This is a genomic window from Aquimarina sp. AU474, assembly GCF_900312815.1.
Classification (GTDB): domain Bacteria; phylum Bacteroidota; class Bacteroidia; order Flavobacteriales; family Flavobacteriaceae; genus Aquimarina.
The window spans coordinates 435737-452667 of the sequence record NZ_OMPE01000009.1; the positions used below are offsets into that span (position 1 = coordinate 435737).

The window sequence follows — 16931 nt, forward strand, 5'->3', positions numbered from 1 at the left end:
ATTACAAAAATAATGATATTCTCGATCTAAATTATAATATCTTTATAGTAGCGTAAGAGTTCTTGTTTATCGTTGATAAAAAACTCATTTGGATAAAGATCAAAAAAGTAACTTTTCATGAAAACAGCTATTATCATTGGAGCTACGGGATTAACAGGGTCAATTTTATTACAACAGTTGATTCTTGATGATCAATATCTTAAGATCAAACTTTTTTCTCGTAAAAGTGCCAATGTTATTCATCCCAAAGTCGAAGAACACATCATAGATATGTTTCAACTTCATGATATAGCAGCAAATTTTACAGCCGATCAAGTATTTTGCTGTATAGGAACTACTGCCGCCAAAACTCCTAACAAAGAAATATATCACCAAATTGACTATGGTATCCCTGTAACTACTGCAAAACTTTGTGAAAAGAACAATATCAAAACCTTAATCGTGATATCAGCCCTTGGCGCTAATTCAAAAAGTAATGTGTTCTATAATCGTACCAAAGGGGAAATGGAAGAACGTGTTTTAAAATTACACATTCCTAAAACACACATTCTACAACCATCCTTAATAGGCGGGCACAGAATTGAAAAACGACCAAGCGAATTTTTCTTCAAACAATTAATGAAAGTTTTTAATCCCTTACTTATTGGTTTTCTAAAAAAATATCGCATGATTCATCCTGAAACGATCGTTTCGGCAATGATTTGGTTAGCCAACCATGATTTTGATCAAAAGAGAATTGTATCTGATGAGATTATGAAAATCTCTAGAAAGAATGTTTAAAAAAATGACCATGTAAACTCAAAGAATATGGATTATGTATTAAGCACTAAGCTCAAACACTTAGAAATACTTCAGGACAGAATGAAATTTGTATCTAGCGAATCTAATTCCTATGCTAACAAATATTTATTAGGTGGTACAATTACTGTAATAGCACTCTTAAATATGGATTTGGTCATGGCAAAAAGGATCATTTCGAACTCTCCCGTTTTCAATTTAATTTTTCTACTTCTGGTTATTGTAATCGCAGTGCTTTACTTTTATATCGTAGCAAAGCACATTGAAAGATTTAACCAGGCATATCGTAAAACCAAATATAAATATGAAATCTTATTGTATGATTTACTTGAGAAGGATCATGAGATTATTAACAAATTTGAAACCGATTTATTCGAAAAATTTAAGAAAAAGAAAGAGTTTACCTTTGAAGATTTACGAAAACATCATCTTTTGAAATATAAAAAAATAAGCTGGAAAGGAATTATGAGTCTTCCTTTACTCATTGTTTTATTGACATTGGTGATAAAAATATTTTATATTATAACTTGAATTAAAAACCTAATGATAGAAATAGAACGTAAATTTCTGGTGACTTCTGAATCTTTTAAAAATAATGCACAACGTAGCTATCGTATAATGCAAGGATATTTAAACACCGACCCTGAAAGAACTGTTAGAGTGCGCATAAAAGGGGATCAAGGCTTTATTACCATTAAAGGGAAAGGAAATGCGTCGGGCATGTCTAGATTCGAGTGGGAAAAAGAAATAGCTGTTATAGAAGCTGAAGAATTAATGCCGTTATGTGAAAAAGGAGTTATCAAAAAAATACGTTATGAAATTAAGTCCGGAAATCACATTATCGAAGTAGATGAGTTCTTGGGTAAACTTAAAGGTTTGTTACTTGCAGAAATAGAATTAAATCATGAAAATGACGTTTTTAATACCCCAAATTGGCTAGGAAAAGAAGTAACAGGTGATCCACAATACTATAATTCTCAGTTATCCACAAAATGTATTTAATCGATAAAATTTGCATTTTATAGATTATTTTTATACTTTTCATTTGATTATCTTAAAATTTTAACAAAATAATTGTGTTTTAACCAACAATAAATAATCAAATAGCGTATGATATTATGACTACAATCAAAAGCCCAAAAATTTTAACTGGACTACTATGTATAGTGTCCATTTTTTCATTATCAGCCCAAACGGTTCTTAATGGTTTTTTTCCAAAACAAAATGATCTAACCATCGCTTCTTCGTATTCATTTAAAAGTTATGACAACTTCTATATGGGTGAATCTTTAACTGAAAGCAATCCCATGGGAATGGGTGAAATTTCGTCATCGATTTTTAGTCTTTATGGCGAATATGGAGTTTCAAACTGGTTATCAACTACAGTAACTATACCTTATGTATCTACAAGTAATGAAGGCGGAATAGCCGACCCTATTATAGGAGAAAGTGAAGTTGAAGGTGTTCAAGATTTAAGTCTTTTCTTAAAAGCTAAAATACTTGAGAAAAAATTTGAAAATGCCTCTAAACTATCATTTGGAGGAGCAACGGGTATAACGTTACCTATTGGAAGCTATGAAGCAGCAGGAATTCTTTCTATAGGAAATGGAGCTACTGCTTATGATGGTTGTGGATTTTTACAATACACCACGGCGTCTAACATATTTATAGAACTGCAAGCGGCCTATAGTTTACGAAATAGTTCAGATTTTGAAGTGCCAAATGCCACGATGTATAGTGCCAAATTAGGATATTACAACAAATGGTTTTATGCACATGCAAAGGTGGGCGTGCAAAACTCTTTAAGTGGTTTTGATATTGGTTCTCAAGAATTTATTGCAGCGGGGGGAGCCGGAGCTTTACCAGAAACCGAAGTTGATTTTGCAAATCTATACCTAGATCTATATGTTCCTGTTTATAAAAATAATTTTGGGATTTCATCAGGATACGCCGTAAATATGGAAGGTAGAAATTATGATAGAGCCTCATCCTTTTCTTTAGGATTAGTATATAAAACAAACTAAGTTCTTTTAATACTTAAAACAATTCATAACACCATTAAATATAACATTTGATGGTGTTTTATTTTAAAAATATCTCAAAGTCCAATCAATTAACTTTTGTTTAAAGTTAGTATACGGTGGCGTCATAAACTCAATAGCACTCGGTAATTTTTGTTTAAACATAGCCCTTTCATTGGTAAACTCGATAAAACCATAATGCCCTCTAGATTTTCCGATACCACTATTATTTATCCCTCCAAAAGGTAAATTTGGATTTCCCACGTGTACAGCAGACATATTAACGCAAGTACCTCCTGCACTTGTGTTTTCTATAAAAAATCGTGTATTTTTCTTGCTGCGACTATAAATATATAATGCCAATGGTTTTTCTTTGGTATTAATGATATCTAAAACCTCTTGTTTATCTCTATAAGTAATTATCGGGAATATAGGACCAAAAATTTCTTGTTTCATTAGATCCGAGTTCATCGAGACCTCATCAACCAATGTTGGAGAGATGTAATTTTCTTTTTCATTCAAAACACCTCCATAAATTACCTTAGCTCCTTCTTGTACAGCATTCTGTAAATACCCTTCTAATCTTTTAAAATGTTTAGCATTAATGATCCTAAGATAATCTGGCGAATCCATAGCACTTTCTCCATAATGTCTTTTAATCTGATGAATCAAACCTTCGATAAACTCATCCTTTTTGCTCTCATGTACAATCGCATAATCCGGTGCAATACAAATCTGTCCAGCATTCACAAATTTTGCCCAGGCAACTCTTGTAGTAACACTAGATATATTTGCTGTTTCATCAACAATAGTGGGTGACTTACCCCCAAGTTCTAGAGTAACGCTACATAAATGCTTAGCCGCCGCGGTCATAACAATTTTGCCAATTTCTGGAGCTCCGGTAAAGAAAATATGATTAAATTTCATCTTTAATAATGCGCTGGCAACCTCAACCCCACCTTCTACCATCGCAATTTCATTTTCTACAAATGTTTTAGATATAATTTGTTTCATTACATCTACTGTACAAGAGGTATATTCTGATGGTTTAAGGATCACAGTATTTCCGGATGCAATAGCTGAAACCAATGGAGCAAATAGAAGTTGCATGGGATAGTTCCAGGGGGCAATGATTAGACACATCCCTTTGGGTTCGTATCTGATCCAAGAAGAAGAACCTATCATTGCAATTGGGCTTTTGACCCGATTAGGTCGCATCCAATTTTTAAGATGTTTTATTGCGAATCTAATCTCAGACACAACAGGGTATATCTCTGTAAGGTCGACTTCTGCAGATGGTTTATGATAATCTTTCCACATGGCCCCTTGAAGTTCTTTTCGAAATTGAAAAATCACTTTTTGAAATTTTTTCAATTTTGCTATTCGTTCTGACGTATTAGTTTTCCCTACCTGTCTAAAATGTATTTGTTGACTGGCATAAATATCTTTTATCTCAAATATTGACGTAGCATTAAATTCAGAGACCATAATTTTAAAGATAGAATGACTAAGAAAACAAGGTTTGTAGTTTCATTGCCACGCCCATATCTCCTTTAATTTTTATTTTCCCACCCATTACTGCAGCCATAGGGTTTAAATCTCCTTTGATCAACGACATAAAATCATCAAATCCTATATCTACCTGGCAATCTGCAGCTTTATCATCAACAGATACCATATTTTTATCTCCTGTACCATCGATATACAATTGTTCATCTCCAAAATTAAATTTTAAAGTATTATTTAGACTATCTGCTTTTCCTGCTCTTTCTTGAATTGTTTGCAGGATGTTATCCACATTACTCATATCATTAGTTTTATTATTATTCAAATTATTTTTTTCTGCTTGTTTGTAAGAGATATCATCAATAACCATTTTGGCTATGATTTCTCTCATAATCTCTGAAGTCCCACCGCCAATAGTTCCGATCCGGCTATCTCTAAACATCCTCGCGATTTTAAAATCTTCCATATAACCATATCCTCCAAAAGATTGAAGGCACTGCGTCATTGTTTTGTCTGATAGTTCTGTCGCTAAAAGCTTAGCCATAGAACATTCTTTTACGGCATATTTATCATCATTATTTAATCGTGAACAATGTAACACAAATTGCTTGCAGGACTCTATCTCTGAGGCCAATTGGGCCATTCGATGCCTCAACACCTGAAACTTATTTATCGGTCTTCCAAAAGCGGATCTATCTGCCATATATTGCAGCGTATATTCCATCGCAGCCTCACAAGCTCCATATCCCATTATAGCACCAACAAGTCTTTCTACTTGCAATCCTCCCATTAAATAATAAAACCCTTGTCCTTCTTTACCAATAAGATTTTCTTTGGGCACTTTTACATTATCAAAAGCGAGTTCTGCTGTATCTGAAGCATGCCATCCTAGCTTTCTTAATTTCGTTCGGCTCACTCCTTCATTATCCAAATCTACTATCAACAAACTTACACCATCAGGACCTGCCTTTGGATCAGTCTTCACTACACACACCACAAAATCTCCATATACCGCATTAGTAATAAATGTTTTAGATCCATTAACAAGATAATGATCACCACTAAGCATTGCAGTAGTTTTTATATTAGCAACATCCGATCCGGCGGTAGGTTCCGAAATTCCGATACAACTTATAGTTTTACCAGAAATAATTCCTGGTAGGTATTTTTCTTTGAGTTTTTGAGAACCATATTTTAAAATATAAGGGCCCGACATATACTGAACTACCGCTTGTGTAATGGCAAATCCGCCCGAAAATACTTTCGCAATTTCTTCACAAAAAATAACATCATAAAAGAAATCAAGATGAGCACCCCCAAATTCTTCGGGGTACGAAAGACCAAGAAACCCCATATCCCCCATTTTTTCCCAAACATCTCTAGGTATGCGTTGATCTTCTTCCCATTTATCAATATTTGGTATCACTTCCTTTTGTAAAAAAGCTTTCAAGCTTTCTCTAAACAACTCATGTCCTTCATCAAAATAATAGCTATTCATGATATATATTTTTAAATGTTGTATCGATTTTCTTGAATAAAATGTGCTGCAACAATCCTCCTGTCAGCAATGATATTGCGTACCGGCAATTGTAATAATCTAGAAATAGCTTTAAGGTTCATTAGCGCCATATCACCCTCAGAAGTAGTAAAAATCACTTCTTTAACAGTAGTTTTAATAATCTCTGCAGATGTATTCATTAACGAATAACATATCGCCTCTTTTACAGTATAATTTTTACTTTTATTTTTTAAAGTTCTTAGAAGGGCAGCCTCTAGAATATAGACTTGCGTAATCATATCAGATAATCGCGATAATACCTCTTGTTCTTGTTGTATTTCTTGTTGAAACTTTTGTACGGCTTGACCGCTGGTAAGAATTACGGCCTTTTTACAATTCTTCAAAAAATCGAGAGTAAAATTCTCAAAAGATCCACTACCATTTGCTGGTTGTAATTTATCGGCCTGCAAGTCCTGAAAAGCTTCTATCGCAGCTTGGATTAAAGGCAACTTTCCTTTTAAAGCATATTTTAATATTGTTCCCGGAATCACTAAACGATTAATCTCATTGGTTCCTTCATAAATTCTGTTTCCTCTAATGTTACGATAATGCATAGAAATTTCACTTTCTCCAGAAAACCCCATCCCACCATGAATTTGTAGTGCTTCATCAACCACAAACTGCTCTACCTCTGATCCATACACTTTAATTATGGAACATTCGGCAGCGAATTCTTGTGCAACTTTTTGTTTAGCTTTTAATGGATGTATACCCTCTACGATATAGTGATCATATAAGATGTCCATATCTCCAGCCAACTTATTCCATCCGGATTCTAAAGCATAAATACGTATTGCCATTTTTGCTATTTTCTCTTGTATAGCCCCAAAAGAAGCAATCGACTTCTTAAATTGAATTCTTTGGTTGGCATATTGCACTCCTAATCCAAAAGCTCGCTTGGATATTGCCGACCCAGCAATACCAATCATTAATCTACCCATATTAAGGGCGTTCATTGCAATTTTAAACCCTTTATTTCTTTCTCCTAAAAGATTCTCTACAGGTACTTTTACGTTTTCAAAAAATACCTGTCGCGTAGATGATCCATGGATTCCTAGTTTATTTTCTTCTACACCAAGTTTTACACCCCATTCTTTTTCAACAATTAGGCAAGACAAATTTTCATCACCTTCAATTTTACAGAAAACAGAAAAAATATCGGCAAAACCGGCATTAGTAATCCACATTTTTTGGCCATTAAGGATGTAGTATTTTCCATCTTCACTCAATGTTGCTTTCGTTTTTCCCGAATTAGCATCTGACCCTGCGCTAGGTTCGGTTAAACAGTAAGAACATTTTAGTTTTCCATTAAGGATCCCTTCCAAATATTTCTGTTTCTGCGCATCGGTACCATAAAACAAAATTGTATTTACTCCCAGACCTCTTTGAACACCTAGAGTTTGGGAAAAAGAAAAACTATCCGACATAATCTCTGACGCCGCAAGATCCGTTTTAATATCACATCCCATACCACCAATACTTTCTGGAGCTGAGATTGCTAAAAAACCTAAAGCCCCTAATTTCTCAAGTTTTTCTGGGGCTATTTTTGTTCCTTCTTTACTATCAAAAATTTCTTTTAAAGGCTCTATTTCTTTATTAATAAAATCTCTAATTGCATCCCGAAGCATCATATGTTCTTCGGTATAATCTTCGGGAGTGAAAACCGTACTTGGCGCATTGGTCTGGATCAAAAACTCACCCCCTTTTATCATCGTTAGTTCTGATTTCATATCTTAAGAAATAAATGATTTAAGCACTTTGGCCAATCCCATCTTATCAAAATTTAAATGTTGGGCACCATCAACGTATAGCGAAATTCCTGTTACATATGCTGCCATTGAGCTCGCAAGAAAAGTTACTGCATTAGAGACATCTTCTACTTTTCCAAACCGCTTTAAAGGAATCGCTTTTTGCGCTTCTTCAAACATATCCTGGATTTGCTTAGGGTAATTATCCAATCCACTAGATTCTATAATCCCTGGGGCCACGCAATTGATTCTAATATTAAAATCACTCCATTCTTGTGCTAGAGTTTTGGTTAAATTTTCTACTCCAGCTCTCGCCGCTCCAGTATGAGCCATACCAGGAAATCCTCTAAAAACATCAGCAATAATATTAACGATTATTCCATTTTTTTGCGGAATAAAAAAGGTGTTAGCCATTTCTCTAATCATAGAAAAAGTACCATTCAAATTATTATTAATTACTGCGTTCCAACCTTTATCATTGATATACTCTGCCAATGCTGGAAATTGACCCCCTGCATTATTTACAAGAACATCCAATCGCTTATGTTTTTCTTTGATCATATTTGCCAATGCCTGGATATCCTCTGTTTTTCTAATATCACATGCTTGCCAAGAAATTTCACCAAAACTTGCTAATTGTTCTGCCGCAGTTTTTAGTTGATCTTCTTTTCGTGAGCAAATGATAACCTTTGCTCCCAATTGCAAGAAATCTTTAGCTATTTGAAAACCTATTCCAGATCGTCCTCCGGTAACTAATATGATTTGATCTTTAAAAGTGTCTGATTTAAACATAATTAAGTATTTATCCTTTTAGGAACATTAAGCATCTCTCTAGTTTCTTCTATACTAGCTATTTCACGACCAATCATTCTTGCCAATGATGCACCTGCATCAACCAACTCACCATTAGATTTTGCCATATCACCATTTGGTAGATAAAAATTATCTTCTAATCCAACTCTGAAATTTCCTCCCATAGCTGCTGCAATGGCCGAAAGTTGCCACTGTTTTCGGCTAATAACAATAGATTGCCAAAAAGCACCTTCGGGGATTTGTTTTATTTGGTGAATCAAGTTTTCGGGTGAGGCAGGAATACCTCCCATTACTCCCATAACAAGACTATAACAAGCGTTATCGGGTAATAGTCCCATGGCTCTTAATGGTTCTGCATTTCGTATATGACCTGTATCAAAACACTCCATCTCTGGACAAATATTATGTTCATTCATAGTTTTAACGACTTTAATCATATCGTCAAATGAGTTTTCAAAAACACCATTCCATATAAATTGTTTTGTGCTTTTTGAAAAAATGCCATAATTCATACTCCCCATATTAAATGCCGCCATATCGGGTTTGGTTGCAGGTAAATGTTTGAGTCTATCTTCGATAGAAAGACCTATCGCTCCTGTAGAATAATTAATAATCACATTTGGACAATATTTGCGAACTTGTGTAGTAATTTGCTCGAATACTTCTGTCCTCCAACTGGGCATTCCGTTATCTTCACGAGCATGAATATGAACAATAGAAGCCCCTGCATTTACAGCTCTTTTTGCCTCTAATCCCAATTCTTCTGGGGTATAAGGTATGTGAGGACAATGTGATCTATTGGTCGCAGCACCAGTAAGGGCCGCAGAAAGAATCATCTTTTTAAAAGCCATAATTTTATATTTTTATATACTGTTATCATTCTCCTGTCCAAATGGGTTTTCTCTTTTCTCTAAAGGCAAGCAAGCCTTCTTGACCATCTTTTGATCCTATAGTTTTTTGTAACATCTTCATAAGATATTGATGCTTGGATACTTGTTCATTTATGGTGTCTAATGCTTCTAATCCAAGTCTAATAGCTGTTGGTGAACTTGTCTTAATATCATCCAGAAGCTTATTAACTATGGTATCTATAATTTCTGGTTTTGTAATGTGAGTTACCAAACCATATGTTTGCGCATCATTAACATCAAGATTAATCCCTCTAATACACCAATCAATAACTACTCGTTTTGGCATAATTTCTAACAATGCAGCCATTACCTGAAACGGAAACAATCCTCTCTTAGCTTCTGGTAAACCGAGCACAACTCCTTCATTGCAAACCACATAATTGGCTCCAGCAAGAAACAAGAATCCTCCTGCCAATACTTTACCTTCTACTTTGGTAATTACTGGTTTGTGAACTTTATTAAAAAGTTCACCTATCAAAACCTCTTCTTTTGCATTTGGGATTGAAGACTCAAACTCTCCCACCATACCCATGAATGCTTTTAAATCAGCTCCTGCACAAAACACATCGCCTTCGGCATCTATAACAATAGCTCTAATATCATTGGTTTGTTTTGCAAACTGCATTGCAAATGCAATCTCATTTACCATATGCGGGTGCAAAGCATTCTTCTTATCTGCCCGATCCAAAGTAAGTATCATTACATGCTCTTCTACCTTTAGTTTTATAAAAGCAAAGGTTTGATCAAGAGCATTCTTTATAAGTACATCATCAAAAAAATCCATAGCTATTTTTCGTTAATTTTTAGTAATACATACCCTGCTTCAACATTTTGTTCTTCTTCTACAAGTACTTCTTCTACTATACCGTCTTGATTGGCCACAAGAATATTTTCCATTTTCATAGAAGAGATCACTATAAGTGGATCTCCTTCTTTTATTTTATCTCCTGATGCTACATGTATTTTAATTACTTGAGATGGTATCGGAGATTCGTAACTCCCTTTTGGTTTTTCTTTTTCTTTGGTGGGAAAGCGATCTTGTTGCACAATCTTTAAATTACCCAAAGTATTAGCGTGAATAAAAAAGGTATTACCTATCGACATGATGGAGTACTCTTGTTGCAAACCATTTATACTAATTCGAATACCGTTATTTTCTATCATAATTATAGCAGCCTCATACTCTTTTTCGTTAATCAAAACAGTAAAGCCTTCTTCATCATATCTATACTTAATGATTAATTTTTGCTCATTAATATGAAAGATCTCTTTTTGATATTCATAAAAATTATTTCTCCATCCCGAGGGGACATTATTCAATAATCTTCTTGATTTCTGTCTTTGACACCAACTATAAAGGGTTGCGGCAATACCTATCTCATTAATTTGCTCATCAGCTAGTTCATCGATTTTGGATAAATTTATCTGCTTACCGATAAAATGAGTGTCATATATCCCTTTTCGAAAATCATCATGCTTTACAAGAGTCTTTAAAAAAGTGAGGTTAGTAATAGTTCCTTGGCAAACCAAATACTGAAATACATACTCGAGTTTTGAATGCGTTGCAGCCCTATCTGTATCTTTTATAATTATTTTGGCTATCATAGGATCATAATACATTGAAATCTCAGATCCCGACTCGATAGCTGATTCTACACGAAGCCCTTCTATCTTTGGAAATTCGAATTTGTACACTTTTCCTATCGCCGGAGCAAAATTATTAGACACATCTTCTGCGTATAATCTAGCTTCAATAGCATATCCGTCACTTTTTACATCTTCTTGTTTGATTTGTAATGAAATTCCTTGTGCAGATTCTATTTGCATTTTTACCAAATCTAAACCGGTAATCTCTTCGGTAACTGTATGTTCTACCTGCAATCGAGTATTAACCTCAAGGAAATAAAAATTTCCTGTTGATTCCTCAAAAATAAACTCTACAGTACCTGCATTATCATATTTCAAGGCTTTTGCGGCAGTCACCGCTGCCTTACCCATACTAGCTCTTAATGTATCCGTCATTACAGGAGAAGGGCTTTCTTCTATTACCTTTTGATACCTTCGTTGAATAGAACACTCTCTTTCTAGCAAATGAATTATGTTACCCTGTTGGTCTCCAAAAATCTGAAATTCGATATGGCGCCCCGAAGTAATGTATTTTTCTATCAACAGCTCATCATCCCCAAAAGCATTTTTTGCTTCGCGTTTGGCAGATGTTATTGCGCTCAAAATTTCATTTTCTTCATGTACTATGCGCATGCCTTTTCCTCCGCCTCCTGCCGTTGCTTTGATTAATAAAGGAAATCCGATTTTTAATGCTTCCTTTTTTAAAGTGATATCAGATTGATCTTCTCCTCTATATCCTGGAACTACTGCAACACCCAATTCCTCCATCATCTCTTTAGCTCTAGATTTGGATCCCATGGCTTCTATGACCTCTGGTTTTGGACCTATAAAAATGATTCCTTCGTTAAAGCATCGTTTGGCAAAAGTTGCATTTTCTGATAAAAACCCATATCCAGGGTGGATAGCATCCGCTTTTACCCTTTTTGCTGCTGTAATAATTTTATCTTGATTCAGATATGATTTTATGGGTTCGGGTTCGCCAATATGTACCGCCAAATCTGCCTGCCTTACAAAAGGAGCATTTTTATCTACTTCAGAAAAAACAACTACACTAGTGATCCCCATTTTCTTACAGGTACGAATAATCCTAGAAGCTATTTCTCCTCGATTTGCTATCAGTATTATATTAATACGTTTCATATTCAATTTATCCTACTTTTAATGTCTCCAAATACCGTAACTACTAGTTCCTTTTATCTCTTGGTTATATAAAACCGTCAAGCAAAAGCCCATATAATTTCTGGTTTCCTTTGGATTAATAATTCCATCATCCCATAATTCTGAAGTAGAATGCCAAGCAGAAGATTTTGACTCTGCATCTGCGATAAGCATACTTTCTATCATCTTGGCCTGTTCTTCATCATAAGGAATCCCCTTTGCTTGTGCCGAAGTTTTTTGAATGATTTTCATTACTCCGGCAAGCTGTTGCGCTCCCATTACCCCGATTTTTGCATTAGGATAAGAAAAAAGAAAATTGGGTTCATATGATCTACCATTCATACCATAGTTACCTGCTCCAAAAGAGGAGCCGATCATTAGTGTAATTGAAGGTACTTTACTATTTGAAACTGCATTAATTAATTTCGCTCCATTCTTAATTATACCCCCCTCTTCATATGCTTTACCCACCATATAACCCGTGGTGTTTTGTAAAAACAGTAATGGGATATTTTTCTGATTTGATAACTGTATAAATTGTGCTCCTTTATTTGCAGATTCTGAAAAAATGACTCCATTGTTACCCAAAATCCCTACAGGATATCCATGTATTTTTGCCCAGCCACAAATCAAGGTAGTTCCGTACTCTGACTTAAATTCTGAAAACTCGGAACCATCTGTAATTCGCATGATCAGTTCTTTTACATCAAAAGGTGTTTTGATATCTGCTGGTACAACTCCTAAAATTTCTTCTGCAGAAAATAGCGGTTTCTTAATAGGCATTTCTGGCACTAAGTGTGGTTTAGACTCTGGTATAAACTCCATGATTTCTCTTGCTATTCTAATAGCATCGAGCTCATCTTCTGCGAGATAATCTGAAACTCCCGAAGTCTTACTATGCATTTCGGCTCCACCAAGCTCTTCATCAGTAGCAATCTCATTAGTAGCCATTTTTACTAACGGTGGACCTGCTAAAAATACCTTTGCGGCTTGTTTTTGAAAAATCGCATAATCAGACATTCCAGGTACATACGCACCTCCTGCTGTAGCATTTCCGAAAACCACAGAAATAGTAGGAATTCCCATTTCGGATCGTCTAGTAATCTCTCTAAACGCCTCACCTCCATAATTAAAAATTTTGGCTTGATCAGGCAAATTTGCGCCGCCACTTTCGACAAGATTAATAGACGGGAGCTTACATTCTCTAGTAATTTGCGCAACTCGAAAACCTTTAAAAACGGTAGCATAATCTACCGATCCTCCTTTTCGTGTCCCCACATTAGCATTAATTACACATAGTTTTCCATGTACCAATCCTATACCAGAAACATTAGTTCCACCTGCTCCAAATCCATTTTTATTTTGCATTCCGGCAAGGGGTAAAAGTTCAAGAAAAGGACTGTCTTTATCCAACACCAATTCTATACGCTCACGAGCTAAGAATTTATTCCTATTCCTGGCTCTATCAATTGATTTTTCTTTTCCTTGAAAGCGACTTTCTACATGATATTTTTCTAGCTTCTTAACTAGTGATAACATCGCCTCTTTATTCTCTTTATAAGAAGCACTTGCCGTATTAATATTTGATAATAACGCTCTCATCTTCTATACTTCTTTAATTTCTTGTCTTACTAAAAACTGTTGAATTTTATAAGGAATAATTGCCGATATACGATAGAGTATTCTCATTTTCCACCCGCTTATTATAAAATCTTTTCCTTTTAAAAACCCCTCCCAAATATCTTTGGCAACCTCTTTTGAAGTTGTTGTCGCCAAACCACTAAAGGTTTTTAAATTCTCCATCTTTCCGGCCTTTTTAAAATTAGTATCTCGAATAGCCGAAGGGCATACACATATCACTTTTACTTTTGAATTTGAGTTTTTTAACTCCTCATTAATACTTCTAGAAAAATGGCTAACAAAAGCTTTAGTAGCCCCATAAACACTTAGTTTGGGTGTTGGTTGAAATGAAGAATTAGAACTAATATTAATTATGGTTCCTTTATTCTTATGGATCATATCTTTTAAAAAAAGCCTTGTCATTTTATACAGGTTTATCAGATTTAAATTGATCATCGCTAACTCTTGATCCATATCTATTTCATGGATATGGCCATAAACCCCTATTCCTGCATTATTGATCAATACATCAATTTTCCAGTTATTTTCCTTTACCCAATCATATACCTTATGAGCTGCATTGGGTAAACAAAGATCTTGTTCCAAAGTATTGATCTCACTGTCCGCAATTTCCTCTTGTAATTTTGACTTGGCAATTTTCATTTCATCTTCCAAAAGTGAAATCCATAATAGTCTGTATCCCGCTTTTGCAAAATACTCAGAAACGGTATATCCAATTCCGCTAGAACCCCCAGATATTAGAACAGTTTTACTCATAACCAAACTATTTTTTCTTTACGATTATGCCAGTCCAGGAAATAAATGCTGAATTGATTATCAATTTCTCCACGACGGATCTTAAGTGTTGGTGTTAATAGCTTATTTTCTGTATCCCAAGTTTTATCATCAACAATTACTGTAGATATTTTTGTATAATTGGCCAGATCACTATTGATTGTATGAAGAGTTTGATCTAATGATAATTCTATTTGTTCTCTTGTCACTGTTTTTGAAACTTCTGAAAGGTTGATAATTGCTATTGGTTGCGGTATGCCAAGACCAGCGACACATACCTGCTCTACTAACTCATTTTTCTCTATTTTTTCTTCAAGAGGGTTAGGCGTAATATATTTTCCTTTACTCGTTTTGAACGCATCAGATACTCGACCTATAATTTTAAGGAAACCATTTTCATCAAAACTACCTTTATCACCACTATGTAGCCATCCATTTTTTAAAACCTTTGCGGTTTGATCAGGATCATTAAAATATCCTTTCATCATGTACGGAGATTTCATTAATACCTCTTGGGTTTTTGCGTCGATTTTTATTTCACAACCAGGAATCGGTTTCCCCACAGAATCTTTTGGTGCATCTAACATAGGAGTATTAGTTATAGAACCGCACACTTCGGTCATACCATATGCTTCTACAAGGTGAATTCCAAGATTTGCATACCATTCTTTAAGATACGCAGGAGTTATTGCCGAGCCAGTAGCTACAATTTGTGCTTGTGAGAGTCCTAAACCATATCTTATTTTCTTTTTTACAATTTTTGAAATTATAGGAATTCCAAATAAAAATCGTTGCTTTTTAAGGGATAATTTATGTACTACAGCCAAATAAAACTTTGTCCATATCCGGGGGACTGCAAAAAACATTGTTGGCTGGGTATCTTGCAAGTTTTTTGCAAAAGTTTCAATACTTTCTCCAAAAGAAACGGTACCTCCCAGCATTAATGCTACAGCATATATCCCGATTTTTTCGGCTACATGATTAAGAGGAAGATAAGACAATAATCTAGGTGCCGGGTGATTAGTAATCCCTATCCAATCATTATCTCTATCATCTTTAATTATTTGAACAGGAGTTTTATGAATATGCATAACACCTTTTGGCAGTCCTGTAGTACCAGAAGTAAATAAAATAGTCCATAATTCTTGCGGGTCAGGAACATAATCTTTATCCAATGGTTCATTTTGTAAGACAAGATCATCCCAAAGTAATCCTTGTTTTACATGAGCATTTCCAGAATAATGAGGAAAACGAATTATTCGAACCGAATCTTCGATTTCGGCAGCATGAGCTGACCAACTATCCAATTTACCTACAAAAACTGCTTTAGTTTGTGATTGTTCAAGAACTTGACCCAACTGTATAGCAGAAAGATTATAATATAAAGGGACTGAAACAAATCCACCCATCATAATGGCCAGATCGGCGAGTATCCAATGGTAGCAATTTTTAGAATATATAGCAACGTGATCTCCTTTTTTCAATCCTGAAGATTGCAATGCTCTTGATATTTTTGATGCCTCGTCATAAGCTTCGCGAAACGAAAGTATTTTCCATTGCGAACCCTTAGGTTGCTTTAAAAACGGAAAATCCGGCTTTTGACGAACCCAATGGTAAAAATATTCTGGAAGAGACGGATAATTAGGAATACTTAGATCACTCATAGCAAAAAGATCAAAAATTAATATATGATTCCATAGATTGATCAAACCCTTCTCCTAGGCTTGTTAAATAATCTTCTCCAAAGAACTTCTTAAACGAAGCCATTCCTTTTTTGGTTAGATGCGGTAGTAAGAGACTCCAAATCACTTTTTCTCCATCTTCCTTGGTTTTGTCTCCTCTTATCATCTGTTGAGATGACCAAAAAAACATCATCATCCATGAGGTAAGTGCCAAGTTTTTATAAACTCCTGCAGCTGGTTCTTTATTCATATTACCTAATTGGATCGAAAAAGCAATTGCCATCTCTATATCCTTTACTGTTTTATCACTCAACGATTTCATTTTTGGCGCTATTAATGGATGTTTTAACACCTGATTATCATGAAAAATGAAGGAGTATTCTTTTTGTAATCTATAATAGAGCTGCGCGTCATGATGCAAATTTTGAAAAGAAGGAATGCTCTTTGCAACTCTCCCGTTGGTCAGTTTTTCCCAAAGTTGATCTATCAATTCTTTTAATAATGCTTCTTTATCCTTAAAATGATAAGTCATATTACCTCTGCTCATCTCAAGAGATTTTGCGAGTTCAAATAGATTTACGGCACCATATCCCGATTTATTAAATGCTTTTAATGCCTTGCTTAATATTCTTTGTTTTGTTTCCACGTATTCCTTTTTAAACAAATATATAGATAAATTTTACACTAATATCAAT

15 protein-coding genes are annotated in these 16931 nt (G+C 34.8%); 4 read left to right on the forward strand and 11 right to left on the reverse strand.

The genetic code is table 11. The annotated features are described in order from the left end of the window. Positions 1-117 precede the first annotated feature (117 nt). The 4 genes from DK508_RS15610 (at position 118) to DK508_RS15625 (ending at position 2822) form a co-directional block, all read left to right on the forward strand. Positions 118-780: an NAD(P)H-binding protein gene (locus DK508_RS15610; protein ID WP_109301725.1), complete on the forward strand. Its 663-nt coding sequence runs from the start codon at positions 118-120 to the stop codon at positions 778-780. Positions 781-807: 27 nt separating this feature from the next. Then, on the forward strand, positions 808-1329 hold the full coding sequence (locus DK508_RS15615; protein WP_109301726.1) for a hypothetical protein: 522 nt from the start codon (positions 808-810) through the stop codon (positions 1327-1329). A 12-nt stretch (positions 1330-1341) separates the two neighbouring features. After that, positions 1342-1800, forward strand: coding sequence for a CYTH domain-containing protein (locus DK508_RS15620; RefSeq protein ID WP_109301727.1), 459 nt, complete (start codon positions 1342-1344; stop codon positions 1798-1800). A 116-nt stretch (positions 1801-1916) separates the two neighbouring features. Then, positions 1917-2822 carry a transporter gene (locus DK508_RS15625; RefSeq protein ID WP_109301728.1) on the forward strand — a complete coding sequence of 302 codons (906 nt, stop codon included), beginning with the start codon at positions 1917-1919 and terminating at the stop codon, positions 2820-2822. Positions 2823-2885: 63 nt separating this feature from the next. Here DK508_RS15625 and DK508_RS15630 read toward each other — a convergent pair whose 3' ends face one another. Genes DK508_RS15630 through DK508_RS15680 form a run of 11 tightly spaced genes read right to left on the reverse strand, consistent with a single transcriptional unit; the run spans position 2886 to position 16882 of the window. Then, entirely contained in the window at positions 2886-4307 is a 1422-nt protein-coding gene (locus tag DK508_RS15630) for an aldehyde dehydrogenase family protein (RefSeq protein WP_109301729.1), read from the reverse strand. 19 nt (positions 4308-4326) lie between these two features. Next, the gene (locus DK508_RS15635; RefSeq protein WP_109301730.1) at positions 4327-5823 is read right to left on the reverse strand and encodes an acyl-CoA dehydrogenase family protein; all 1497 of its coding nucleotides are present in this window, start codon (positions 5821-5823) and stop codon (positions 4327-4329) included. An 11-nt stretch (positions 5824-5834) separates the two neighbouring features. Then, complete coding sequence (locus tag DK508_RS15640) at positions 5835-7613, reverse strand: acyl-CoA dehydrogenase family protein (protein WP_109301731.1); 1779 nt, start codon at positions 7611-7613, stop codon at positions 5835-5837. A gap of 3 nt (positions 7614-7616) precedes the next feature. Further along, positions 7617-8423, reverse strand: a complete 807-nt coding sequence (locus DK508_RS15645; protein ID WP_109301732.1) for an SDR family oxidoreductase — start codon at positions 8421-8423, stop codon at positions 7617-7619. 2 nt (positions 8424-8425) lie between these two features. Then, complete coding sequence (locus DK508_RS15650) at positions 8426-9295, reverse strand: 3-keto-5-aminohexanoate cleavage protein (RefSeq protein ID WP_109301733.1); 870 nt, start codon at positions 9293-9295, stop codon at positions 8426-8428. Positions 9296-9320: 25 nt separating this feature from the next. Further along, positions 9321-10139, reverse strand: a complete 819-nt coding sequence (locus DK508_RS15655; RefSeq protein ID WP_109301734.1) for an enoyl-CoA hydratase-related protein — start codon at positions 10137-10139, stop codon at positions 9321-9323. Between the two features lie 2 nt (positions 10140-10141). Further along, on the reverse strand, positions 10142-12121 hold the full coding sequence (locus tag DK508_RS15660; RefSeq protein WP_109301735.1) for a biotin carboxylase N-terminal domain-containing protein: 1980 nt from the start codon (positions 12119-12121) through the stop codon (positions 10142-10144). An 18-nt stretch (positions 12122-12139) separates the two neighbouring features. Further along, positions 12140-13741, reverse strand: a complete 1602-nt coding sequence (locus DK508_RS15665) for an acyl-CoA carboxylase subunit beta (protein WP_109301736.1) — start codon at positions 13739-13741, stop codon at positions 12140-12142. Positions 13742-13744: 3 nt separating this feature from the next. After that, complete coding sequence (locus DK508_RS15670; RefSeq protein WP_109301737.1) at positions 13745-14536, reverse strand: SDR family oxidoreductase; 792 nt, start codon at positions 14534-14536, stop codon at positions 13745-13747. Beyond that, entirely contained in the window at positions 14533-16218 is a 1686-nt protein-coding gene (locus tag DK508_RS15675; RefSeq protein WP_109302734.1) for an AMP-binding protein, read from the reverse strand. The genes DK508_RS15670 and DK508_RS15675 overlap by 4 nt, the downstream gene beginning before the upstream one ends. 10 nt (positions 16219-16228) lie before the next feature. Then, entirely contained in the window at positions 16229-16882 is a 654-nt protein-coding gene (locus tag DK508_RS15680; RefSeq protein ID WP_160114739.1) for a TetR/AcrR family transcriptional regulator, read from the reverse strand. Positions 16883-16931: the final 49 nt, after the last annotated feature.

What these genes read in the sequence shown, in the direction of transcription:
- DK508_RS15655 (WP_109301734.1), bottom strand. Translation starts at nt 10,139, where the DNA reads ATGGATTTTTTTGATGATGTACTTATAAAGAATGCTCTTGATCAAACC.
- DK508_RS15640 (WP_109301731.1), bottom strand. Translation starts at nt 7,613, where the DNA reads ATGAAATCAGAACTAACGATGATAAAAGGGGGTGAGTTTTTGATCCAG.
- DK508_RS15665 (WP_109301736.1), bottom strand. Translation starts at nt 13,741, where the DNA reads ATGAGAGCGTTATTATCAAATATTAATACGGCAAGTGCTTCTTATAAA.
- DK508_RS15675 (WP_109302734.1), bottom strand. Translation starts at nt 16,218, where the DNA reads ATGAGTGATCTAAGTATTCCTAATTATCCGTCTCTTCCAGAATATTTT.
- DK508_RS15645 (WP_109301732.1), bottom strand. Translation starts at nt 8,423, where the DNA reads ATGTTTAAATCAGACACTTTTAAAGATCAAATCATATTAGTTACCGGA.
- DK508_RS15630 (WP_109301729.1), bottom strand. Translation starts at nt 4,307, where the DNA reads ATGGTCTCTGAATTTAATGCTACGTCAATATTTGAGATAAAAGATATT.
- DK508_RS15625 (WP_109301728.1), top strand. Translation starts at nt 1,917, where the DNA reads ATGACTACAATCAAAAGCCCAAAAATTTTAACTGGACTACTATGTATA.
- DK508_RS15620 (WP_109301727.1), top strand. Translation starts at nt 1,342, where the DNA reads ATGATAGAAATAGAACGTAAATTTCTGGTGACTTCTGAATCTTTTAAA.
- DK508_RS15615 (WP_109301726.1), top strand. Translation starts at nt 808, where the DNA reads ATGGATTATGTATTAAGCACTAAGCTCAAACACTTAGAAATACTTCAG.
- DK508_RS15650 (WP_109301733.1), bottom strand. Translation starts at nt 9,295, where the DNA reads ATGGCTTTTAAAAAGATGATTCTTTCTGCGGCCCTTACTGGTGCTGCG.
- DK508_RS15660 (WP_109301735.1), bottom strand. Translation starts at nt 12,121, where the DNA reads ATGAAACGTATTAATATAATACTGATAGCAAATCGAGGAGAAATAGCT.
- DK508_RS15670 (WP_109301737.1), bottom strand. Translation starts at nt 14,536, where the DNA reads ATGAGTAAAACTGTTCTAATATCTGGGGGTTCTAGCGGAATTGGATAT.
- DK508_RS15610 (WP_109301725.1), top strand. Translation starts at nt 118, where the DNA reads ATGAAAACAGCTATTATCATTGGAGCTACGGGATTAACAGGGTCAATT.
- DK508_RS15635 (WP_109301730.1), bottom strand. Translation starts at nt 5,823, where the DNA reads ATGAATAGCTATTATTTTGATGAAGGACATGAGTTGTTTAGAGAAAGC.